Annotated in this window: 21 protein-coding genes and 1 pseudogene; 3 read left to right on the forward strand and 19 right to left on the reverse strand. The window is 40.0% G+C overall.

The genetic code is table 11. The annotated features are described in order from the left end of the window. Positions 1–44: 44 nt before the first annotated feature. From CYP05_RS07760 to selA, 16 genes and pseudogenes are all read right to left on the reverse strand, one after another. Positions 45–1,298, reverse strand: coding sequence for a DUF2920 family protein (locus CYP05_RS07760; protein ID WP_103642525.1), 1,254 nt, complete (start codon positions 1,296–1,298; stop codon positions 45–47). Between the two features lie 29 nt (positions 1,299–1,327). Continuing rightward, the gene (locus CYP05_RS07765; protein WP_103642526.1) at positions 1,328–1,909 is read right to left on the reverse strand and encodes a hypothetical protein; all 582 of its coding nucleotides are present in this window, start codon (positions 1,907–1,909) and stop codon (positions 1,328–1,330) included. Between the two features lie 8 nt (positions 1,910–1,917). After that, positions 1,918–2,412 (reverse strand): TlpA family protein disulfide reductase, encoded by a 495-nt coding sequence (locus CYP05_RS07770; protein WP_009294896.1) that lies wholly within the window; start codon positions 2,410–2,412, stop codon positions 1,918–1,920. After that, on the reverse strand, positions 2,402–3,091 hold the full coding sequence (locus CYP05_RS07775) for an ABC transporter ATP-binding protein (RefSeq protein ID WP_004317741.1): 690 nt from the start codon (positions 3,089–3,091) through the stop codon (positions 2,402–2,404). Before CYP05_RS07775 ends, CYP05_RS07770 begins: the two co-directional genes overlap by 11 nt. Before the next feature lies 1 nt (position 3,092). Continuing rightward, the gene (locus tag CYP05_RS07780; RefSeq protein WP_103642527.1) at positions 3,093–4,235 is read right to left on the reverse strand and encodes an ABC transporter permease; all 1,143 of its coding nucleotides are present in this window, start codon (positions 4,233–4,235) and stop codon (positions 3,093–3,095) included. After that, positions 4,222–5,514 carry an ABC transporter permease gene (locus CYP05_RS07785; RefSeq protein WP_009294899.1) on the reverse strand — a complete coding sequence of 431 codons (1,293 nt, stop codon included), beginning with the start codon at positions 5,512–5,514 and terminating at the stop codon, positions 4,222–4,224. The genes CYP05_RS07780 and CYP05_RS07785 overlap by 14 nt, the downstream gene beginning before the upstream one ends. After that, a complete protein-coding gene (locus CYP05_RS07790) occupies positions 5,511–6,890 on the reverse strand; it encodes a Fe-S-containing protein (RefSeq protein ID WP_103642528.1) in 1,380 nt (459 codons plus the stop codon). The genes CYP05_RS07785 and CYP05_RS07790 overlap by 4 nt, the downstream gene beginning before the upstream one ends. A 51-nt stretch (positions 6,891–6,941) precedes the next feature. Then, positions 6,942–7,463: an iron transporter gene (locus CYP05_RS07795; protein WP_009294901.1), complete on the reverse strand. Its 522-nt coding sequence runs from the start codon at positions 7,461–7,463 to the stop codon at positions 6,942–6,944. Positions 7,464–7,483: 20 nt separating this feature from the next. Then, positions 7,484–9,427 (reverse strand): FTR1 family iron permease, encoded by a 1,944-nt coding sequence (locus tag CYP05_RS07800; protein WP_103642529.1) that lies wholly within the window; start codon positions 9,425–9,427, stop codon positions 7,484–7,486. Between the two features lie 315 nt (positions 9,428–9,742). Next, a complete protein-coding gene (gene fdh3B / locus CYP05_RS07805; protein ID WP_021092752.1) occupies positions 9,743–10,303 on the reverse strand; it encodes a formate dehydrogenase FDH3 subunit beta in 561 nt (186 codons plus the stop codon). A 10-nt stretch (positions 10,304–10,313) separates the two neighbouring features. Continuing rightward, on the reverse strand, positions 10,314–12,968 hold the full coding sequence (locus CYP05_RS07810) for a formate dehydrogenase subunit alpha (RefSeq protein WP_430747663.1): 2,655 nt from the start codon (positions 12,966–12,968) through the stop codon (positions 10,314–10,316). A 60-nt stretch (positions 12,969–13,028) separates the two neighbouring features. Then, a pseudogene (locus tag CYP05_RS10220) lies at positions 13,029–13,289 on the reverse strand (hypothetical protein); the annotation flags it as partial. A gap of 11 nt (positions 13,290–13,300) precedes the next feature. Continuing rightward, complete coding sequence (locus CYP05_RS07820) at positions 13,301–13,507, reverse strand: twin-arginine translocation signal domain-containing protein (RefSeq protein WP_004317725.1); 207 nt, start codon at positions 13,505–13,507, stop codon at positions 13,301–13,303. Positions 13,508–13,786: 279 nt separating this feature from the next. Further along, a complete protein-coding gene (locus tag CYP05_RS07825) occupies positions 13,787–14,494 on the reverse strand; it encodes a thioredoxin domain-containing protein (protein ID WP_004317675.1) in 708 nt (235 codons plus the stop codon). A gap of 53 nt (positions 14,495–14,547) precedes the next feature. Next, a complete protein-coding gene (gene selB, locus CYP05_RS07830; RefSeq protein WP_103642531.1) occupies positions 14,548–16,368 on the reverse strand; it encodes a selenocysteine-specific translation elongation factor in 1,821 nt (606 codons plus the stop codon). Continuing rightward, the gene (selA, locus tag CYP05_RS07835; RefSeq protein ID WP_103642532.1) at positions 16,365–17,690 is read right to left on the reverse strand and encodes an L-seryl-tRNA(Sec) selenium transferase; all 1,326 of its coding nucleotides are present in this window, start codon (positions 17,688–17,690) and stop codon (positions 16,365–16,367) included. The genes selB and selA overlap by 4 nt, the downstream gene beginning before the upstream one ends. Positions 17,691–17,844: 154 nt before the next feature. On the opposite strand from selA, the gene CYP05_RS07840 reads away from it, so the two are divergent. From CYP05_RS07840 to CYP05_RS07850, 3 genes are all read left to right on the forward strand, one after another. Further along, the gene (locus CYP05_RS07840; RefSeq protein WP_103642533.1) at positions 17,845–19,518 is read left to right on the forward strand and encodes a 4Fe-4S dicluster domain-containing protein; all 1,674 of its coding nucleotides are present in this window, start codon (positions 17,845–17,847) and stop codon (positions 19,516–19,518) included. Then, the gene (locus tag CYP05_RS07845; protein ID WP_103642534.1) at positions 19,511–20,224 is read left to right on the forward strand and encodes a TorD/DmsD family molecular chaperone; all 714 of its coding nucleotides are present in this window, start codon (positions 19,511–19,513) and stop codon (positions 20,222–20,224) included. The genes CYP05_RS07840 and CYP05_RS07845 overlap by 8 nt, the downstream gene beginning before the upstream one ends. 131 nt (positions 20,225–20,355) lie before the next feature. Continuing rightward, on the forward strand, positions 20,356–20,955 hold the full coding sequence (locus CYP05_RS07850; protein WP_103642535.1) for a DUF6803 family protein: 600 nt from the start codon (positions 20,356–20,358) through the stop codon (positions 20,953–20,955). 4 nt (positions 20,956–20,959) lie between these two features. Here the strand turns inward: CYP05_RS07850 and CYP05_RS07855 are convergent, their stop codons facing one another. The 3 genes from CYP05_RS07855 to CYP05_RS07865 are packed head-to-tail and all read right to left on the reverse strand — an operon-like array spanning position 20,960 to position 22,448. Continuing rightward, entirely contained in the window at positions 20,960–21,676 is a 717-nt protein-coding gene (locus tag CYP05_RS07855) for an MqnA/MqnD/SBP family protein (RefSeq protein ID WP_103642536.1), read from the reverse strand. Then, complete coding sequence (locus CYP05_RS07860) at positions 21,673–21,945, reverse strand: barstar family protein (protein ID WP_103642537.1); 273 nt, start codon at positions 21,943–21,945, stop codon at positions 21,673–21,675. The genes CYP05_RS07855 and CYP05_RS07860 overlap by 4 nt, the downstream gene beginning before the upstream one ends. Further along, complete coding sequence (locus CYP05_RS07865) at positions 21,942–22,448, reverse strand: ribonuclease domain-containing protein (protein WP_103639120.1); 507 nt, start codon at positions 22,446–22,448, stop codon at positions 21,942–21,944. Before CYP05_RS07865 ends, CYP05_RS07860 begins: the two co-directional genes overlap by 4 nt. Position 22,449 lies beyond the last annotated feature (1 nt).

A 22,449-nucleotide genomic window follows, 5' to 3' on the forward strand; every position in this document is an offset into this window, starting at 1 on the left:
CTAGGTATTTAAAAGCCTAGCTTTAGATAAAAACGGTTCTAAATTTAAATATTGGTAACTTCAAGCCTTATCTGATCTGATACTTCACTAAATTTATAAAGCAAATCACCACACTTATACTCAATGCATTTTTCATTGATCTCATCTTTTTTATCTTTTTTAGACAAGATTTTCTTCATAACGCCAGGAAGCTCTCTTTGCAAAAGTAGTTTATAAGACATGCCCATGCCGTGAGTTAGAGACTTTATAAATTTACCATCAACCTCGCTCTCATCCTTTACCATATGAAGCGTCGCATCAAAATTTAGCTTCTTAAGAGCCTCATAAAGCTCGGTTTTATCCTTTGCGGGGGCAGTCTCATTATCATAAGTGCAGTGATAGCTCACGTAAATTGGCTTTTTGTAGCTACTTTGAACATTTAAATGATCTAAATTTAGGATGTTTCTTATCTCTTCTCTTGCGTCAATAAAATAATATGGTGATTTTTCATTAAGTGTCCAGTAGGTCTTATCAAAAAAGTAAAGATATAAATTTTGATACAAAGTGTCAGTGCCAAAACAAAAATAGTTAGTAAAATCGATCTCCTTGCCAAAGCCAATAAGACGCCATAAAAATATAGCGTAAGAGCTATTATCTATCACCGCATCAACTAGCCATGGAGCGATCTTAGCGCACATATGTGCCAAGTATCCACCATGTGAGCTGCCTACCATTATCACTGGCAGATATTCAAATTTGGCATTATTTATATATTTTTTTGTATAAAGCACAGCATTTAGCACATCCATTGCTTGCATAACGCCAAAATTTTGATATTCATTTTTTGTTGGCACTATCGTAATGCTAGCATTTAGTCTAAAATCAGCCGGCAAAATACCTCTCTCTTTTCGAATAGTAATCTCTTTGCTGAGAAATTTAAGTAGCAAATCAACCTTCTCGTGGCAGTCGATACTTTTTAGATCAATTGGTAAATTTATACCTATACTTGATAGTTCTCTTGTTAAGATTTCGCGATCTATATCATCAAGTCCAAATTTCGCCCCAAGCTGTGGGCGGTTGCCTATGCAGTGATAATCCACACTAATGCATGCAACATCATAAGTCTCTGCCATAGTCTGCATAAGATTAGCTCTATATCCAAGGTTAGAGTCTTCTCCAAGCCCAGGGATAATCACCAAAAGGGCTTTTGCATCCTTGGCATCGTCATAACAGGAATAAAAGGAGAGAGGAGAGCTTCTTTTTATACCAAGTTCAATATCATCACAAGATGAAATTTCATAGCTTCCATTAACTAGCATTTAAATCCTTTTAAATTTACTAATTTCTCCTATTTTTGCGAGACATTATAAAAAAAGCTAACGATCTGTTTTGCTAGGCGCTCTTTGAAAAATGGCCAGATATAGCTTGGTGAGTAGACATTGCCAGCTTGCATGAGCGAGATATTTGTCGCTTTCTCACCGCCATCTTTTGGACGCACTAGCACGCTTACTTGCATGTAGTAAGCATAGCTGTTTGTGCTAAAGTCGTCATCATAATCATCATAACCAAACGGGGGAAACATCGAGTAGCCAAAGCCAAAACTTGGTCTGCCAAAGCCATATCCCATGCCCATTGAAAATCTAGGATCTCTTTTGGTTGTCCTAGAAAAGCTTTGCACGTCGCCAAGGATGATGAAGTCGGCATTTTTGATATTTGGCTCATTTCTAAAGCCAGCCTTTGTAAATTCGCTTAAAATTTCAGCATTTACATCTTGTCCAGTCGCGCTATTTTTAAAATTTACATATACGCTTTTGTTTGCTTCACCAAGCGTAAAAAAGATCGGATCGCTCGTTTTTACCGAGATATTTGGCGTGCTGCTAGCACATCCGACAAAAAACACCGCTAGAATAAATAAAAAGAAATTTCTCATCTTCACTCCTATAAGAGCGATCTTATAGCACCTTCAAGCACACTTTTTGGTGTAAGACCGATAAATTTTGATCGCATCTTACCATCTTTATCAAAAAAATAGATAACTGGCACGCCCATAACGCCACCAACTGCCTTGCTGAAGTAATCCACCGAGACCTTGTCGCTTGTAGTTTTAAAGGTGATGTTGTGCTCTTTTAAGATTTCGATATCCTTATCAAAGCCCTTGCTAGGTCCTAAAATGCCAATAAACTGAACCTCTTTGCCATACTCTTTTTCAAGTGCATTTAGATCAGGGATCGCAGCCTTGCACACTCCGCAGTCCGTGCCAAAGAAAAAGAGCATATATGGCTTATCGCCGATCTTTAGGCGCTTTTCGGTAGGGAAAAACTGCGTATCGATGCCACTTGAGTCATTTAGCGTGATGTGGTGCTTCTCATACTGCTTGACGCAGCCCAAAACTAGGGCTGAGACTAGACATAAAAGTAAAATTTTATATCGCATTTGGCACCTTTGGATTTTCGATAGTGCGAATTTTCTCTAGCTTGCCGTGCCTTAGATATACGATCTTATCGCCATACTCACCTAGATCTGGGTTGTGAGTGACTAGAAGTATCGTCTTGCCCTCTTTTCTTAGCTTGCAAAAAAGATCAAGTATGATCCTCTCATTTGCCTCGTCAAGGTTACCAGTTGGCTCATCTGCTATTAAAATTTCAGGGTCGTTTATGAGCGAGCGCGCGATACAAAGGCGTTGCTGCTCGCCACCACTTAGCTGACTTGGTCTGTGCGTTAGCCTGTGAGATAGTCCAACTGCCTCAAGCGCCTTTTTAGCATCCTCTTCATCAACCGAGCTGTGATAATACTGCGCTATCATCACGTTTTCGAGCGCGCTAAGATATGGCACTAAGTGAAACTGCTGAAAGACAAGTCCGATCTTTTCACGTCTAAATTTAAGCGTATCATCGGCATTTAGGTTGCTCGCATCATCGCCGCCAAGCATATATACGCCGCTACTTGGAGTATCCATTAGAGAAAGGATATTTACAAGCGTACTCTTACCGCTACCACTTGGTCCCATGACGCTGACCCACTCGCCCTTTTTAACCTCAAAACTTATATCATCAAGTGCTTTTACATCGCCAAAAATTTTACAAATATTTTTAAGCTCTAGTGCATTTTGCATTTCATTCTCCTCTTAGTGTATCTGCCATTTTGTTATTAAGTGCCCGTTTAATCGGGTAAAATGCTGCGATCGCTGCAAAAAGAAGTGATATGACCACAGCTACTGGGATGCTTAGAATTCTAAAATCAATACTAGAATCAAATATCGCATAACCTAAAATTTGAGCTAGTAGATAACCTAAAAACGCTCCAACTAACGCTGAAATAAGCGCTGTCACAAATGTTTCAAAGCCAAATAGCCTCAATACATCTTTTTTGCTTGCGCCTATGGCTCTAAGAAGTGCGATCTCCTTTGAGCGAGAAAGCAAGATAGCACTAAGCGTTGTATTTACGCACATTGAAGTAATGAGCAAGATGACAAGGCTGACAAGCGCCATTAGAAGTTTGATCTTTTCTAAGATATAGCCCTCAGACTTTGAGACCTTTGCCACTGGTTTTGCGACTATTTCATCGTTGCTTATAGTTTTTGCAAGCGATGTTATCTCGTCAAAATTTCCAAGCACAACAGCTTCAGCGTAGTTTATCTTGCCAACTTTGTTTGAAATTTTCTGAGCCAAAGATAGTGACGTGATCAAAAGAGCGTCCTCTTTATCGCCACTTGCCACTACGCCTTTTATCTTAACATTTATGCTCTCATTTGAACCAATGGCACGAATTTCTATATCATCGCCTGCTTTAAAGCCAGCTTGACGAGCAAGATCGACGCCTATTAGCACGTTTTTATCGTCAAAATCGACATTTATCATAGTTCCATCTCTAACATCCAAAAACGGCTTAACTTTTTTTAGATTGCTAAATTTTGTCCCCATGACGATGGCATTTGTCGGACCGATATTTGCCTGAGCAAAGAGATATCCACTCTCGCCAAGAAGCTTATCTGACGGGATCTTTGCGATCATTTCATTATATTTACTCTCGCTCATATCATCACTTGTCGCCATATCTTTTGGAGCAAAGATCATATTTGCACCATAAGTTTTTAGCTCGCGTGAGACCTTTGAGTCGATGTCTAGATATACATTGACAAATGCCGCACACACGCACGCTCCAAGCAAGATCGAGATCACGATGACCATAACCCTTGATGAGCCATTTTTTAGGCTTTTGTAGATAAGGTTGTAAAAGAATTTGCTATTTGCGGTCATATAGCACCTCCGCAGGTAGTAAATTTATGACATTTCTCATTGGCATTAGCGAGCCAACAACTGAGATGAGCAAGGCAAATGCCACGCTAATTGGCAGCACGATCCATGCTATGCCTATGCCGTGAGAGAAGATGATGTAAGACATCACGTAGCTTAGCGCGTATCCTAAAAATGCTCCCGTGATGCCTGCAAAAAAGGCAACCACAAGGCTTTCGCTAGCAAAAAGGGCGTAAATTTCAAAGTTACTTGCGCCTATGGCTTTTAAAAGGCCGATCTCCTTTTTGCGGCGGTAAATTTCACTTGTCATTAGCGACGTTATGCCGATGGCTGAGACCACAAGAGCGATGATACTAACGATACCCATTAGGCTTTGAATTTTCTTTACGATATTACTCTCAGCATCACTTACTTGAAGGCTAGCTTTTGCGCTAACGTTTGGTAAATTTTCTTCTATCTGAAATGCTATCGAGCCAGCGTAGGCTGAGCAGTACCATTTGTCGTACTCTGCGCTATCAAGGTTGTCTAAATTTCTTCTTGCTTTTAGCGATAGGTCGTTTTCTGGGATCGTCATGGCTGAGACCTCAGCTTTTGTGTATGAGCCAGCGTGTCCTGAGAGATCGCCAGCAAGTTTGAGCGAGCCTATTAGCTTATGTGCCTCATCGCTTGCCCCTTTTAAGATGCCAACCACGCTAACCTCTTTTGTGCCGTTTTTGCCTACAAGGCTAAGCTTGTCGCCGACTTTTAAATTTTTAGCCTTTGCAAGCTCATCACCTACTAAAATTTCATCCATGCTCTCATCTTTTGGCCAAGCGCCCTCAACACCCCAAAATCCATACAAGCTCTTAACGCCTGTGCTAAATTCTGGCTCATCTTTTAGTCCGATATTTTTATCAAAATATGTCCCCTCAAAGCTAAACTCATCGCCTTTAGCGTCTTTTACCTTTGTCTCTAAAAACGGAGCAAAAGCAACGATGTTATTTCTCCAAAAGATCTCTTTTATCTTGTAGATATCAGCCTCTGGGAGTAAATTTTGTGATTTTAGTGGGGTGAAATTTTTACCCTCGATCTCGATACTTAGGCTCTCACCGCGTGGTAAAACGACGATATTTGAGCCATATCCTCTAAGCTCGCTTGCCACTTGATCGCCGATTTTAAGCGTGATATTTAGCATGCAAGCTATCAAAAGAGCAGCTAGCAAGATGGTGATAAACGCCATCGTCTTTTGCACCTTTGAGCCAGTGATCGAGCTTTTTATCATTCTTAGTTGCATATTTTTCATTTTAACGTTCCATTTGTTTCTACATATTTTTCTGGATTTGCTTCAAATTTCGCCTGAGTTTCGTTACTCTCAAAGAAATATGTGCGTCCGTAGTATAAATATGATCTTGAATCAAGATTACTCACCTTTTTGTGGCTCACAGGATCAAGCACCATCTTTTCAACGACCTTGCTAAAGTAGTTTGCCCCTGCGACGATCGTTTTATAATCAACTATGATATTTTTACCATCAAAGGTAAATGCCATAGGTATCGGGTTACAACCACCCTCTTTACCAACTGACGGCAAGAAAATTCTAACATTACAAGAGATACAAATAAGGTCATTACCTTTTTTTATGTAGCCCATATCGCCACAAATCATGCACGAGTCAAAGACGATGACAGGAGATGGGCGGTCGCTAAAGCGGTTTAGCAAGAAAAATCTTATCTGCTTGCCCTCGTCTGTGATGTAGGCAAATCTGTGAAGTTCATTATCTTTTAACATATCAACATCAAATATAAATTTATCTCCCACTGGCTCAACCAATATTGGCTCTGAAATTTGAGGTGGGCGAGATGCGCAAAGATCAAAATAAAGTGAAAAGCCAAGCGCTATTAAAACGCTGCAAAATGCAAATTTTGCATTGTCAAAGACATTTTCTCTAATGGCTTTTGTAAAGCGGTATTTGATAGAGCCAAATGCGTTTTTATCGATACTTTTTGGCATGAAGCAAAGCGCGATGATGCATAAAAGTAGGATCACTACTATGTAAAAATAGGCACTAAATTCTGTGACATAGATGCCTTTTGCGCTGATAGATAAAATTTGAGAATTTAGCTCGCTACTTATCTTTAAAGCGCCTGCACGTAAAAGCTCGAGTGCAGTTTGTGAGCTTCTATCAACTAGTAAAAATACTAATGTGATAAGAGCTAAAATTTTAGCTACTAATGATGGGATACTAGCTTTTAAATTTGAAATGAAGAAAAATAAAAATAGTATCAAGATCATCGCAAAGATCATCAAAAAGAAGCTAATGACTGAAAGCGTGTCAAGCAGCTCGCCGCCAAATAGTGGGAACAATGCGCTACTTGAGCTATAACCAAAGCCAAAGCCAATGCCTAAAATAAAAAATGTTACGACTTTTGCTATCTTAAGCTCGAAAAATATCCATAAAATGCTAATTAGTAGAAAAACCAGCGTCACTGAATCTATGAACATTTTAAACTGGTCATCAACAAGCGCATGACGAGCAGCTTTAAAGATAAGCACACCAGCAACAACGCCAAGAAATGATGGTAGAAAGATCGTTTTTAAACTTTTGCCATTGTTATTTAAGGCAGCAAAAAGCGTAAATCCAAGGAGGGCTAAAAAGACCTGATAGAAGTAAATTGACATAACTAAACCCTATGAGAATTTTTAAAAAGGGGCGAAAACGCCCCAAAATGATTATTTAACAGGACCACCTGTCCATTGAAATTTATAAGTTGTTGTGAAAGGCTCAAACCATTTACCAACACCAGTCTCTTTGTCAGCGTGGCGACCAAAACCTTGTTTTTCTGGATTGTCGATGTGGAATTTAAGCTCATAGTTACCAACACCTGTATCCATTTTTACGTTAGCACCGTAGTGTGGGCCATCGCTTGCAACCATAGGCATAAATGTACCTTTTTTAGTTTTACCATTATCAAGGTTTTTTAGCTCATAGTTGATCTTTAGATATGGGATCCACTCACCTTCGCCAAAGCCGTTTTTGTTGCCTTTTACAGCGTGGATGTCAGCTTCTAGGTGAAGATCAGCTAAGCTTGGAGCTAGATCAACGCCTTTTGGCTCCATGTCGATTGGCTCAAGATAAACAGCAGCTATCTCCATGCCATTAGCCTCTACAGGCTCGCCGATTGGGTGCTCTCCAGCAAGTGCAAAACCAGCTGCTAAGCTTAATGCTAGAGCTGAACTAAGAATTTTATTCATATTCTCTCCTTTAAATAAAATTAATTTTTATTTTGTTTTGATTTCATGATAACGATGCCTATAATTAGGGCAAGCACCATAATGATCTGAGGTACTAAGCTCTCGTAATATGGCATAAGTCCTAGCCAGTCTCTCATCCAGTCAGGGAAGCTAAGTCCTTTTATGATAGTTGGGATGAAAATTTTGCCCTCAACTAGCTCGCCAACGCCCTTGCCAACAAAGACGATCGACATATAAAAGATGATCGCTGATGTAAATATAAAAAATGGTTTAATAGGAATTTTAACAGCGAAAATTTTAAATAAGAAATAGACTATTAAAAGAACTATAAGACCTACGACAAAGCCAGCTGCGATCATTGAGTAGCCAGCTGAGTCTTTTGCGTCAAAGATAAGTGCTTGATAAAATAGCACTGTCTCAGCGCCCTCTCTAAATACCGCTAAAAATACAGTCCACCAAAGCGCTGTGCTTGAGCCACTTGAGATAGACTCAGATACATGTGATTTGATGTAGTCGTTCCATTTTTTAGCGCCAGCATTTGAAAGAAGCCAGAAGCCAACGTAAAATAGAAGTCCCACTGCAACAAGCATCGTGATGCCTTCCATAAGCTCTCTTTTTTGACCTGCTGCCTCGCCAAAGATGATATTCATTATCCAAGCCATAACAAAGCTTAAGATGACAGCCACGCCAACTGAGCTATATACGACCTTGCCCATAGCTTTTGCATTGCCAGTTTTTACAAGGTATGCAACAACGGCTGCAACGATAATAAGAGCTTCAAAGCCCTCTCTTAAGATGATAGTTAGCGCCCAGATAAATAGCGTCCAAGGTGAGCTTGAACCGCTAGTTTTCTCAAGTGCGGCTGCTAGCTGAGATGACATCTTGCTTGCACTCTCTTCAAGTGTTTTTTCGTCTGCGCCTGATTTCATAAGGGCTACAAGGTTACCAAATGTAGCTTCGATAGCTGTTTTTAAATTTACATCTATCGCACCTACTTTGTTCTCCATGCCGCTACCTTCAAACTCATCAAAGTAGATATCTTGGATATCGCCCATAGCTTTAGCGCTATTGCCACCTTTGTAAAGCGCGATGGCTGCTTGAATTTTGTCATTTATGTTTTTAACAGTTTGAGTGTAGTCTGTGCCACTATCTTCGCTGCTATCGCTAGATGCTGCACTACTCATATCAACTTTTGCTAGTTTTACTGTCTCAGCTGGGAGTTTAGCGATAGCGTCATACGCTAGCTTTTTGATCTCTTCTAGCTTTGTTTTAAAATCATCTTTTGTTATGCCATTTTCGATGCCGCTTATTGCTTCACCCATCTTTCTTTGGATGTCAGCATCTATGCTTTTGCCATTTTCTATATATTGGCGAACGGCGATTTCAAGTTGAGTGTTTCTATAATCATTAAATTTAGCATCTTGGATAGAATTTTTAGCATCATCTTGTTTATCGCCCTCGTAGCTTGCTATAGCTTTATCTAGAGTAGCTGATAAATTTTCAAATGCCACCTTCCACTCAGGGATAAATTTAGAAGTGTCATAGCCACTTGCAGCAGCTTGTGCTGGAGTGTCTGAATACTCACCAACAAGCTTATGTCCATTTAAAATAACTGGCAGAACTTCAGCTATTTCGCTATTTATCTGATCTATTCTTTTTTGCACGTCATCTGGTGCTTCGCCAGCTTTTATCGCCTTTCTGATCTCGCCAAACTGCTTCTCCATAGAGTAAGCTTTTTTCTGACCTAAATTTATTCTGATGCCAGCTTCGACATCTTCAAATAGACCAAAATAAGCATTTTGAGTATCGCTAACTGCTTGCTCGACATTGCCAGCTCTATACTCTGTTATTACTTTTTGTAATGACTCTTTTATCTGAGCTGCGACTTGTGTGTAGTCGTCATTTTTTGCCACAAGCCAGATAGGCAGTAGCATGATAAGCATAAATTTAAAAAATTTATTCATTAATTAAACCACCTGTGAGATTATTTTAAAGCGAGATATTACCAAGACTTTACTTTAATTAAAATAAAAACGATTATCATAAAAGAATGTAAATTGAAAGCACAAATAATATTTTTTACAATCTAATAATCAACTTTACGTAAATTTAGGGATTTAGAGGGTTAGGATTAAATTTCATATCGAGATAAAAAAGTTATATATTTTTGCTATTTTCAAAAGGTAGAGAAAATTATTGATAAAATTTTAGATTATAAAAATCATAAAGATAATTTAAATTTTATAAATTTAAAAGGAGAGCAAGCGCCCTCCTTAGTGTTATACGTTTAGTCCTGTATTTCTTAGCATGACGCGTTTGCGATATACATTTGAAACCTCAGCAGCGTCGCCAACTAAAAGCGCGTTTGTAGAGCAGATAGCCGCACACATAGGCACTTTGCCCTCAGCCATTCTGTTTTGACCATAAAGCTCTCTCTCCTCGTGTGAGTTAGTTGGCTCTGGACCGCCTGCACACATAGTACATTTATCCATTACGCCTTTTACGCCAAATGCCCCATCTTTAGGAAACTGTGGCGCACCAAATGGACAAGCATATAGGCAGTATCCACAGCCTATGCACTTGTTTTTATCGTGAAGCACAATGCCATCAGCTCTAATATAGAAGCAATCAACCGGACAAACTTGCTCGCAAGGTGCGTCGGTGCAGTGCTGGCATGCGATAGTAGTTGATACCTCTTTACCCTCGATGCCATCGTGAAGCGTGATAACCTTTCTTCTATAAATTCCTACTGGAAGCTCGTGAGCAGAAGAGCAAGCGACTTGACATCCATAGCAGCTGATACATCTATTAGTATCTACAAAAAATTTCATTCTTGCCATTTTTCTCTCCTTACTCTTTACCTAAGGCGTCTCTCTCGCCATACTCGTGATAAAACGATGTTTTAAAGGTGTTCTCCTCAGCTTTTTCTATGCGGCAAAGACCTGCGTTAAATTCTGAAATTTGAGTAACAGGGTCAAATCCGTAGTTAGTAACTGTGTTAAAGCTCTCGCCGATAACATAAGGTTTAGTGCCCTCTGGGTAGCGAGCTGAGAGATCGACACCTTGCATAACACCAGCGAAGTTGTAAGGCATACAAATTCTATCTGGAGTGACCATATAGCTGTGGTAGCATCTTACTTTGATCTTCGTGCCTTGTGGGCTGTGGATCCACATCATATCGCGATCTTTTATGCCGTATTTTAAAGCAAGCTCAGGGTGAACGTTAGCAAACATCTCAGGCGTGATAGCTGAGAGGTATTTACTAGTTCTTTCGATCATTCCCGCACCACTTAAATTTACGACGCGTTGCGTACTAAATACGATAGGGAACTCTTTTGACCAGTCTTTTGCTTGTTGCTCTGACTTAAATCTAGTAGAAACACGGAAATTTCTAGCTTGATCATCAAATGTCGGATACTTTTGGACAAGATCCCAGCGTGGTGAGTGGATAGGCTCTCTATGTTTTGGGATAGGATCAAGAAATTCCCAAACGATAGCTCTAGCCCTTGCGTTGCCATACGGCACGACGCCTTTTTCACGGCATTTTTCTAAGATGATGCCGCTGTAGTCCATGCTCCAGCTTGGTCCTATCTTAGCTTTCTCTTCTTCAGTTAGAGTGATGCCTAGGACTTTTTCTATATTATCTTTTGTGATTTGTGGGTAGCCACCTTTTATAGCTGAGCCAACAAGCGTGCTCTCTTCGCTAGCTAGCTGACTAACGCCGTTATGCTCTAAGCCAAAGCGGTTTCTAAAGCCAGAGCCGCCCTCTGCATAAGGCTTACTCATATCGTAAAGTATCGGTGTGCCAGGGTGTTTTTCATCCCATGCTGGCCATGGCTTGCCGTAGTACTCGCCTTTTACTTCGCCGCCAAGACCTATTAGTGTATCTGGGTCAAATTTATCCCAGTTTGCTTGGTGACGTCTAAACATCTCAGCAGTTCTGCCGCCATAACCGATAGAATTTCCAACCCTTGCTATCTCATTTGTCGCATCATCTGGCCATACAAAGTCATCTTTTACTTGTTTTAGCTCTCTATCTACGACAGCCATCTTCATGCCTTTTACGTATTCATCATAAAAGCCAAATTTCTTAGCAAATGCAAACATAACTTCGTGATCGCCCTTGCTCTCATAAAGTGGATCAACGACTTTTGTTCTCCACTGACCTGAGCGGTTTGTAGCGTTTAGGTGACCTTCGTTTTCAAAGGCAGTTGCCACTGGCAAGATATAAACGCCATCTTTTCTATCTGAAAGGATAGAAATTTCATTTACAAATGGCTCAGCAACTACGATCATATCTAGTTTTGAAGCTGCTTCTTGGATTTTAGCTAGGTGCGCCATAGATGTTAGACCAGTTCCTTGAACCCAAAGAACTCTTAATGCGCCACTGCTAAAGGTATTTTCCTCTTTCAAGACGCCTTGCCACCATTTTGAAAGTGACCAACCCTTTTCATTTCTCCAGTTTCTATCCTCTGGATTTTTAGGATCGTGGTAGTAATACTCTTCAAAAACAGTGTTTTTAACTGGTGTGCCGCCTTGTTTTGGCTCTTTGGTTGAGACTGCAAAGCGTTTGATAAACTCATCATAATCAACACCCCAGCCTTGGCAGTAGTACTTCCAAGCCGCGTCAGTTAGTCCGTAATACATCGGTAAGCTATCTGAGAGGTTACACATATCTGTTGAACCTTGAACGTTGTCGTGACCACGGATGATGTTACAGCCGCCACCTGGTTTGCCCATGTTGCCTAGGATTAGTTGAAGGATAGGTAAAATTCTAGTATTTGAGCTACCAACTGAGTGCTGAGTGATACCAAGTGCCCAAACAACAGTACCTGGTTTTGTGTGAGCTAGGATATTTGCAGCCTCCATTAGCTTATCAACTGGTACGCCTGTAACGTCAGATGTAACCTCTGGTGTCCAGTGCTCAGCCTCTTTTGCTATCTCGTCGATACCATAAGTTCTATTTTTTATAAATTCTTTATCTTCCCAGCCATTTTTTAAGATGATGTGGATAAGGCCATAAACAAGCGCTATATCTGTGCCTGATCTTTGTCTTAGGTATAGATCAGCGTGTGCGGCTGATTTTGTAAAGTTTGGATCAGCTACGATCACCTTTGCGTTGTTTCTATCTTTTGCTTGCAAAGTGTGCTTCATGCCGCCAACTGGGTTTGCCACAGCTGGATTTGCACCTATTATAAATATACATTTTGAATTTGCAGCCATATCTCCAAAGTGGTTTGTCATCGCGCCATAACCCCAAGTATTCGCCACACCGGCGACTGTTGCGCTATGTCAAATTCTTGCTACGTGGTCGTTGCTGTTTGTGCCCCAAAACGCAGCAAATTTTCTAAAGTAATATGCTTGTTCGTTGTTAAATTTCGCAGATCCTAAGAAAACAACACTATCAGGACCATCTTCTTTGCGGATCTGAAGCATCTTATCGCCGATCTCATTTACAGCTTGATCCCATGAAATTCTTTGCCATTTGCCATCAACCTTTTTCATAGGATATTTGATGCGTTGTTTACTGTGTGTAAGGTCGATCTGATCGATACCTTTTGAGCAGTGTGAGCCTTGAGATATCGGGTGAAACATCGCCATATCTTGACGAACCCAAACACCATCTTGTACCTCAGCCTCGATACCACAGCCTGCTGAGCATATAGAACAAATAGTTCTAACCTTTTTTGAGCCAGGGAAAGGATCCTTTATCTCCTCTGCGCTAGCGTGTCTTATCGTATCATTTTGTCCAAAAGCCATTGTGGTGCCAGCACCTAGTGCGGCTAGCTTCAAAAATGAACGTCTTCCTATACGTGCATCACTCATGGTTATCTCCCTTAGTATGCGATTTTATAGTAGGTTTCCCAATTTTTGCTTTTTTTATAAAGCACCTCTTTTTTGTTTGACTTGCCTACGACAACGCCATTGTCATCAGGAGCCAAGTCATCACTAGTCACTTTTGCTACGGCTGAGACTGCGAGTACTCCGCTGGCAGCACCGACTTTTAGAGATTTTTTGAGAAAATCTCTTCTTGATCCTTGCATTTTTCCTCCTTATGCCTCAAAATTTTTTGAGAAATTTGGTTCATTGATCTTTTAAATTTGCATATTTTAAATTCTATGAATATGCAAAATGGCCTAGTTTAGGGCTTTCGTGACCCTAAAGTTAAACTATGTAAATTTAGCATATTTATAAGTTAAGCAAAGTAAATATAAAAGTTTAATTAAGAATGTTAAGTATTTATTAAAAATATAGTTAAATATACTTTAAAATTATAAAATTTATTTGTAGTAGAAATTCTAGGGAGAGCTCCCTAGAAAATGTTATTTTAGATCACTTTTATTTACGATAAATGGCACTGATCTAACGCCAGCTGCAAAGTATTTTTTGCGTAGATTATCGATCTTTGCGACATCTTCTTTACTAACGCTCTTATCATCTACATTGTAGTCTTCAGCGTAGTATTTTCTTAAAATTTTAACCTTATCGCTGTCACTCTTAGCAGCTTTTGCATCTTTGTAGATTAGCGAGCTTTTTTGAAGTGACGAGATGTCATGCACTGGAGTTAGGACGATCTCAACATTGCTATCTTTTAGTGTTGTCTCGATCTTTGCTAGCTCAGCTCTGCAGTATGGGCACTCTGGGTCTGAAAACATTATGATAGTTGGCTTTTTAGGGTCGCTACCAAGAACGATGATGTTTGCCTTGTCCTCATCTTTATAAATTTTAGAAATTCCCTTTGCGATGACCTCTTTTTTCACTTCAGCGAGGTATGATTTTTGCTCTTTTAGATCGATCACGTCTGGGAAGATGAAGTCACCTTTTGTAAAAACAATCTCATCTTGTGAGTTGCCATCTTTGCTTAGTTTTACAACGACAGCTTCGATGTCGCCTGCCACTTTGTGACGGTCAGCTACCTTTACTTTTACGCTACTATCAACCATTTGAGAGTAGAAGTCCTCTATTTGCTTATCGCTTGCTGCCATTAGGCTAGTTGCCGCGATGATTGAGGCTAAGATCACTTTTTTCATTTTTATCCTTTTTAAAAATTTGGCGGATTATATTTGCTTTTTGTAAATGAATACTAACTGCGAAAAACCCTATCATTTCCTTGCTTCATTATGTCACTCTCAAGATCGAGCTGCTCGAGGTAGGCGATGATATATTTTCTACTTAAATTTAGCGCATCCTTGGCATTTGTGACATTTACAAAGCCTTGATTTTTTATGATCTCTCTTAGCTTATCAAGTGCCATTTTTAGTGAATTTCTAGTGATGAAAAGGTTATGCTCCAGCCTTATGACCCTACCCATTGCAGTAAGTTTTTTAAGGGCATTGTCACCACTAACCCTATCGATCTCAAGATCATCATATATATTATATGGCGCCGTAGGAGCAAGCTTACCACTTTCTAAAATTTCATAAATTTTCTCTTCAAGCCTAACTTTTAGCTTGCTAAGATCAACACCTTTTTTTGTATAGACGCCATCATTTTTAGAGATTAAGTTTATACTTTCAAGCTCATCAAGTGCTTTTTGAGCCAAATTTTGGCTAGCCCAAGCAAGTTTTAGGCTGATACTTTGAGCTGAAAAGACAGCAAATTCGTTCTTTTCTATCATAAATTTAATGACTGATTTTATCCGCTCAACCGCGCTTAGATCGTAGATATTTAAAGCCTTTTCATCGACAAAGACGTTTGAGACTTTTTTGGCCACAGCTACGGCTTCTTCGTGATTTAGACCAAATCTTTGGTAAGAAGAGATGATGCCAAAGCCATTTTTGTGAGCCTCTTTTAGGATAGAAAAAGCTTCAACAAAATCATGCTTTAAAAGCGAGGCTAAAAAGAGAATTTTGCCAGCCTTTTTTAGTGGCTCAAGCACTGGGTTTAGCACCCTGCCGCCACCTATCACGCGCGCATCTGAGATAAGCACAAAGGCCTCGTCAAATTTCAAAAACATATCGCTTTGAAATTTAAAGCTCACAAAGTAGCTATCATCTTTTTGGCTTAGTATTAGCACCTTTGCAGGGACGTTTTTAGCGCCCACGCAAAATGTCACGCTTTGTGAATGTATCAAATTCTTAGCAGTTACGACCGCATCAACCTCTCTAAATCCCCTAAAAAAGCCCTTTTTGCTAAGTAGCTGACCCTTTTTTAGCTCGCTAAGCTCTATGCCAGTTAGATTAAGCGCCACGCGGCTGCTAACTCCAGCGCTATCAACGAATTTATCGTGGCTTTGCACGCTTCTTACTAGCACCTCTTTGCCAGCGTCGTAGTTAAAAAGCTTATCGTTTTTACTAACGCTTCCCTCTATCACGGTGCCAGTTACGACATTTCCGATACCTTTTAGGCTAAAAACTCTATCGATGTAGTATCTAAAAACGCCCTCCTCATCGCGCTTTTTGGCTCTTAGCGTAAAGAGGTAGTTTCTAAGCTCATCGATGCTCGCCTTATCCTTTATGCTAACGGCGAAAATTTCTAAAATTTGCAGGTTTTTAAATTTAGAAATTTCATCCCTTATCTCTTTTTTTCTTAAATTTATGGTGGCTTCATCTACTAGATCACACTTTGTAAGCGCTACGATCACAGATTTCACGCCAAGGAGATTTAAAATTTCAAGGTGCTCCAAGCTTTGAGGCATAAGCCCGTCATTTGCCGCCACCACAAACAAGCACGCATCAAAGCCATACGCGCCACTTATCATCGTTTTTATGAGATTTTCATGGCCTGGCACGTCGATAAACGCTATATTTTCATCATTTTTGCTTAAATTTGAAAAGCTTAGATCGATCGTTATGCCACGCTTTTTCTCCTCTTCAAGATTATCCCCCTCAAAGCCGTTTAGCTCCTTTATAAGCGCGGTTTTTCCGTGGTCGATATGCCCTGCTGTTCCTATTATTAAACTCATTTTTCTTCCGTTTCATTTATTATTTTTATTAGCGTCTCTACGTCCTCATCAAGAAGCGACCTAAGATCTAGCATAAATTTATCTTTTTCTATGCGTCCGATCACCTTTTTTTGTCTAAATTTTAGCTCGTTTAAATTTGCGTCGCCACCAAATGCCAAAGCCACGCTTGGGATCTTTTTATTTGGCATCGCTCCACCTCCCACAAAGGTTTGTGTACGCACTATCTCAAGCGGATTTTTTAAATTTTTATTTATAAAATTTGCTAAGCCTTCAAGCTCTTTTACACTTTTGTGAAGCAGTTTTTGCGTTGTGATTAGCTCAAATTCTTTGTTTAAATAGGCTTTCATGCTCTCAGCCAAAAGCGAGATGATCACTTTATCGACACGAAGCATCCTTAAAAGCTGGTTTTTTCTAAGCTTTGCGATGAGCTCTTTTTTGCCGACAATTATGCCACACTGCACCGCACCAAGCAGCTTATCGCCGCTAAAGCTAACTAGCGAAACATCTTTTAAATTTTTTAGATCTGGCTCGTTTTTGTCTAAGTTAAATGGTAAATTTCCGTAAAATCCACTGCCAAGATCAAAATAATCTATCAAATTTTGTCTGCTTGCTAGCTCGCTTAGCTCATTTGCCGTGGTCTCTTCGCTAAAACCAACGATGTCAAAATTTGATCTATGGACCTTCACAAGCATCGCTGTCTCATCGCTGATCGCCTCTTCGTAGTCTCTTAGCCTAGTTTTGTTTGTAGTGCCAACCTCTTTTAAGATGCATCCTGCGTTTGCCATCACCTCTGGCACTCTAAAACTGCCGCCGATCTCGACTAGCTCGCCTCTGCTAACGACCACTTCTCTGCTCTTTGCAAAGGTGTTTAGCACCAAAAATACAGCGCTTGCGTTGTTATTTACAACGATGGCGTCTTCAAAACCAAAAGCCCTTGCTATTAGCGAGCCAACGTAGTCATATCTGTTGCCACGGCTGCCTGTTTTTAGGTTGTATTCGAGGTTTGAGTATCCTGTGATAACAGGCGTTGCCCGCTTTAAAATTTCTTTATCGATAACGCTTCTAGCGAGGTTTGTATGTATGGCAACGCCAGTTAAATTTAGCACTCTTTGAAGGCTGGCTTCATTAAATTTATAGTACTCGTCTAGGATCAAATTTATTATCTCTTCGCCGCTAAAACTTGCATTTTCATTTAAAATTTTAGCTCTTATTTCATCTAAAATTTGCCTTGCAAGCATAGTGACTAAACTCGTATCAAGCCCCAAAAATGCTTCGTTTTTTATGATCTTATCAACTTGTGGGATATTTCTTAAATCGTTCAATTTGCGCTCCTAGTAAGTTAGTTTTACCAAGGCGTGATTTTAACATAAAAATATTATAAATTAAAACTTAGAGCAAAAAAAGAGCATATAAATTTCAGAGTCTATTAATCCCATTAATATTAAAATAAGCTCGTTTTTGATAATAGGAGAAACAATGAAAGAATTTGGCTTTTATAACGATTTTGACGATGCTTTGATGCTAAATGAGCAGATAGAGATCAACAATGAAAATGGCGACTATCTCGTCTCAAACTCACCAAAGCTAAAGGCAAACATCATCGCACCTGAGATAAATTTCTACCTTAAAAATACCACCGCAAGCGTCTTAGAAAAAGCCAAAAACACACTTTTGCTATACGAGGCAAGAGCGAGCGCCTTTGACATGGCAAAGGATGTGGATTACGAAAAAGAGGTCGGCAAAAATGTTGTCATAGTAAGCAACTCAGGCCGCGAAGAGCTAGCAAATTTACTAAAAGAAAATGGCTACAAAGTGATAGAGCTTACGCACTTTGAGGTTAAATTTATATACGGCGCAGCTGGCGAGCTAAGCGTTTTGGTGCTTAGAGCAAATGATGAATTTGAGGTTGATTGCGACTTTTTCTTGGTTGAAAACGCAAGGGATTATATGCTAAAACAAAGCGGCTGCTACGAAATTTCAGGGCTAAAAGATGAAAAAGTGCTTGAAATTTTGAATGCAAAAAGCCCAAAATTTAGATACAAAAGCTTTACGCAATACGACTCATCAATCTGCCAGTATCACGAGCGCAGGAGTGAAATTTGCGGTCGTTGCGCCGAGGTTTGTCCAACTGTTGCCATCTTAAAAGAGGACGAGACAAAGCACCTGGTCTTTTCAGCGATAGATTGCACAAACTGCGGAAACTGCATCAGCGTCTGCCCTAGCGGCTCGCTAGACTCAACGCTCATGCCTCAAAGCTCATTTGCTACTATCGCTAAGCTTTACAAGGACAAGATAGCACTCATCGTATCTGAAGAGATAAATTTAGAAGAGCTTAACGTGAGCCTACCGCAAAATGTCCTACCTTTTGTCATCCTAGCCCCACATCTGCTAAGCCAAACGCACTTTTTGACACTTCTTCAAGAAAGTGGCGCGAGTGTGATTTTATATAGCAAGAGCCTTGGCAAGGGCGAAAAGGACGCCATTAGTATAGTAAATCAAATTTATGAGCTTAAATTTAAAGAGACTGCGGTTTATCACGCAAAAGATAAGGCTGAGCTTGAAATCGCGCTTAAAAAAGCAAAACTAATAGACGGCTCTCAGCACTCGATCAACGAATATGCGCTGCCAAAGAGAGAAATTTTTGCCAAAAGGCTTGAGTTTATCGTAGGCGAGAGCGATCTTGGCGTGGTAAAAAGCGGCGAGATGATAAGATATGGCGAGGTTAAGATAAACGCTGAAACTTGCACGCTCTGCCTTAGCTGCATTGGAGCTTGTAACGTAAGCGCTTTGGTGGCTGATAAGAAGACAAATTCGATTTTATTTAACCCAAGCGTTTGCACCGCCTGTGGCTACTGCGAGCTAAGCTGCGCTGAGAAAAACACCATCTCACTTGAGGTTGGCAAGCTTACACTTAAGCCTGAGAGCTTCGTTTATAGCGAGCTTGCGCATGATGAGCTATTTGCTTGCGTGGAGTGCGGAAAAGAGTTTGCGACTAAAAAAGCAGTCGAGAAGATCGCAGCGATCATGCAGCCACGTTTTGGCAACGACAGAGCCAAGATAAAAGCCCTTTACTGCTGTGCTGACTGCAAGGCAAAGATCATGGTGCAAGCCCAACTAAACGCGATGAGAGAGGATTTATTAAATGGATAAGAACATCACAAAGGCAAGGGCATATTTTTACGAATTTTTAGCTTATCCGCTATTTTTTCACACGAGTGACGAGAAATTTGCAAGGTGGAGAGAGCAGCTAAGCTACCTAGCGCAAAATCCTTTGAGCGAGCAAAGCGCAGAGGCATTTGCAAATTTAGATAAATTTAGCTTTGATGAGCTTGTAAATGAGCAAAATGAGGTTCTTTTTGGCTTTACAAATATCCCTTTAAGCGCCTCATTTTATGAAGAGGGCAGAGACAATGGAGCTGCTAGACTTAGGGTGATACACTGCCTAAACCTTAGCCCATATAGGCGTGATAAGGAGCTTTGCAAAGATAGCGAAGACTACGTTGGCTTTATATTTCTGGCGATGGCTACGTTTTTAAATGATGAATTTAACGGCGCAAAAAATATCAGCGACAAGCTTTTTAGCGAGACTTTAAATTTATTTGTAGATGAGTTTGGCTCGCTACTTTTAGCTCATAAAAATGCAAATTTCTTCCGCTCCTATGCGCTCATCTTAAAAGACTTCATCGAGCTTGAAAGAGCTGTTTTAAGCGTAGAAGCACCTGCTAAGCCACAAGGCGATAGCGTCGCTATGGCAGCGCTTAAAAAAGAGCCATTTCAAAGCAAGATGCCAACTATTAAAACCAAACTTCACTGGGAGGAATTCTCTCCAGTCATCTCACACGAGTTTAAAGACTAGCTTAAATTTACTCTTAGCCTAGCTGGGAGTAAATTTAACATCTGCTTAAATCCCGCAACTATTCTTGATATTTTTTAACTATCTTAGCCCTTTAGTAGTAAATTTCTTTAAATTTTTACAAAGGATTTACAATGGTAATGACACACTACATGGAGCTTTTATCGCTCAATCAACCTTACAATCTAATCCTCTACATGGTGATACCTATGGGGCTTGCGGAGCTTTTAGTGGCGATGGAGTTTTTCACGATGTATCACATGGATAGCGGCAAAAATACTGGCTTTAAAGCTGTTAGCAAATTTGTTGGCATAGTGCTTGGGGTCTATTTTACAGCTCTTGTGATCTACTTTTTAGCAAAAATTTATCCAAGTATAAAATGGCGTGGATATGCCGATGTCATCGCTATCTACTCATATCTCATCGGCGTTATCCCACTTCTTGGCATCGCACTTTTGGAGCTAAATTTGATCTATAAAAACGCAAGCGAAAGAGCAAAGCTAAAGCTTCACTTTTGCCTGCTAATCTTCTTCTTGATCGTCGGACACGTCGCTATGATATTTGGCATGGTTGATCCTACTATAACAGGTTACAAGGCTAATGATGGCGCGATGGATATGCAGATGAATATGCCAATGAACATGCCAGCAGATATGCCAATGCATGATCACCACAATATGATGATGCAAAATATGAGTGAAGATAACTCAACTAATATGCACATGAATCACTAAATTTTTATAGCTTCTTGGCAGCTGCTAAGAAGCTATAAAATTTAATTCTTTTTTCTGCTTTTAACAATCTATCTTCTTTAAAAAATTTTCGGAGTGATTTTTGCTCTTTTGGACCTATTTTGTAGCTTATAAATTTAAGATACCACTTGATATCTTGCTCGCTTATGTCGCGACTTTTGGCATACTGGGCTAATATATAATTTGGAATTTTTACATTTTTTTGCAAAAAATTTGCGACCAGCCTTTTGTAAAACGAACCATTTTTTACGTAAGAAAACCTACCAAAAACAAAGGGCAAATTTGTCTTTTCGTGCCAAATTTGACCAAGGTCGTAAAAGCACTCTTTGCCCTCGCTTAAGTATGCCTTTAGCGCCCTGTCGCCTATGATCACCTCGCCATTTAGTTTAAGCACCTTGGCTAGGGCGTTTGAGCTAGCTGAGGCAGGATCTGGCTTTGGAGCTGAGTTTTTGCGCACAAGCACGCTTTTGACATCTTTTTTGGCGACTATTCCAAAATTTAGCTTCTTTAAATTTGCCTTTTTGCTAGCTATGCTTGAGATCACCGCAGCGTCGATCTTTCTGGCGTTTAGGGCTCTATTTAGCTTGCTTGGCACACCCTTTTTAAACTCAATCGCCTTTTTTATCTGAGAGCTTAGTGGGGCTGATTTTAAAAATACGTGAAATGGGAGTAAATTTAGATAATCAATCTTTCCAAATATCATTTTTCATCTTTTACAAGCTCAAATTTAACTAGCGCGTTTTCACTGCAAACGTCGCGAAATAGCTGAGCTAGGCTCTCTTTTGTGGCACCATCCAAAGCACTTTCATTTTTTAGCTTTATAAGCGTTGGCTCATTTATCTCGCAAAGGCAGTCAAAGAGCGCGTCTAAATTTTTGCCGTAGTACTCTGGCAGGTCAAATTTCTTAGCAAAATACTCATGCATCTTCTCTTTTTCGAGCATCTTTTTGGCATCTAAGATCACGCTTTTCATTGCATCCTCTTCTCATAAAGCAGGTAAAAATGCTCGTAGTGATCGGGCGTGTAGTAGATAAGCCCGTCGTTTGAGTATAAAATTCTCTCAGCGCCGCGCCTGCCGCCATTATAATTCACATCGCACTCAAACCACTTTCTACCATCAGCCTCAGGTAGCCTCTTTTCTCGGTTTGAAAACCTATCCCCGCCAATGCTTTTGCCGCCGCTTATCTGCCATAAATTTCCACTTTTTGCGTCCCAGCCAAGAGCCATTGCCTCTTTTTTGGTTATAAAATTCTTTGGCAGCTTGTTAAATTTATAGATATAAAGTGCGACCTCATCTTTTGAGGTGTATGAGCCATTTTCTGCGAGACTCTGGCTCTTTTGCCCCTCTTTGTTTAGCTGCTCAAGTAAAATTTGAGCGTTTTTGTTTGCCTCGCCACCCTCTTTTGAAAAAAAGAAGGTGCCAACGATGATAGCAATGACAAAGGCGACTAGAGCTGGCAAAAGTCTTTTGTTCAAA

Source organism: Campylobacter concisus, assembly GCF_002913545.1.
GTDB lineage: Bacteria > Campylobacterota > Campylobacteria > Campylobacterales > Campylobacteraceae > Campylobacter_A > Campylobacter_A concisus_AV.

Bases quoted from the DNA above. Each gene is read 5' to 3' on its own strand.
- CYP05_RS07760 (WP_103642525.1), bottom strand. From the start codon at position 1,298: ATGCTAGTTAATGGAAGCTATGAAATTTCATCTTGTGATGATATTGAA.
- CYP05_RS07765 (WP_103642526.1), bottom strand. From the start codon at position 1,909: ATGAGAAATTTCTTTTTATTTATTCTAGCGGTGTTTTTTGTCGGATGT.
- CYP05_RS07770 (WP_009294896.1), bottom strand. From the start codon at position 2,412: ATGCGATATAAAATTTTACTTTTATGTCTAGTCTCAGCCCTAGTTTTG.
- CYP05_RS07775 (WP_004317741.1), bottom strand. From the start codon at position 3,091: ATGCAAAATGCACTAGAGCTTAAAAATATTTGTAAAATTTTTGGCGAT.
- CYP05_RS07780 (WP_103642527.1), bottom strand. From the start codon at position 4,235: ATGACCGCAAATAGCAAATTCTTTTACAACCTTATCTACAAAAGCCTA.
- CYP05_RS07785 (WP_009294899.1), bottom strand. From the start codon at position 5,514: ATGAAAAATATGCAACTAAGAATGATAAAAAGCTCGATCACTGGCTCA.
- CYP05_RS07790 (WP_103642528.1), bottom strand. From the start codon at position 6,890: ATGTCAATTTACTTCTATCAGGTCTTTTTAGCCCTCCTTGGATTTACG.
- CYP05_RS07795 (WP_009294901.1), bottom strand. From the start codon at position 7,463: ATGAATAAAATTCTTAGTTCAGCTCTAGCATTAAGCTTAGCAGCTGGT.
- CYP05_RS07800 (WP_103642529.1), bottom strand. From the start codon at position 9,427: ATGAATAAATTTTTTAAATTTATGCTTATCATGCTACTGCCTATCTGG.
- fdh3B (WP_021092752.1), bottom strand. From the start codon at position 10,303: ATGGCAAGAATGAAATTTTTTGTAGATACTAATAGATGTATCAGCTGC.
- CYP05_RS07820 (WP_004317725.1), bottom strand. From the start codon at position 13,507: ATGCAAGGATCAAGAAGAGATTTTCTCAAAAAATCTCTAAAAGTCGGT.
- CYP05_RS07825 (WP_004317675.1), bottom strand. From the start codon at position 14,494: ATGAAAAAAGTGATCTTAGCCTCAATCATCGCGGCAACTAGCCTAATG.
- selB (WP_103642531.1), bottom strand. From the start codon at position 16,368: ATGAGTTTAATAATAGGAACAGCAGGGCATATCGACCACGGAAAAACC.
- CYP05_RS07840 (WP_103642533.1), top strand. From the start codon at position 17,845: ATGAAAGAATTTGGCTTTTATAACGATTTTGACGATGCTTTGATGCTA.
- CYP05_RS07845 (WP_103642534.1), top strand. From the start codon at position 19,511: ATGGATAAGAACATCACAAAGGCAAGGGCATATTTTTACGAATTTTTA.
- CYP05_RS07850 (WP_103642535.1), top strand. From the start codon at position 20,356: ATGGTAATGACACACTACATGGAGCTTTTATCGCTCAATCAACCTTAC.
- CYP05_RS07855 (WP_103642536.1), bottom strand. From the start codon at position 21,676: ATGATATTTGGAAAGATTGATTATCTAAATTTACTCCCATTTCACGTA.
- CYP05_RS07860 (WP_103642537.1), bottom strand. From the start codon at position 21,945: ATGAAAAGCGTGATCTTAGATGCCAAAAAGATGCTCGAAAAAGAGAAG.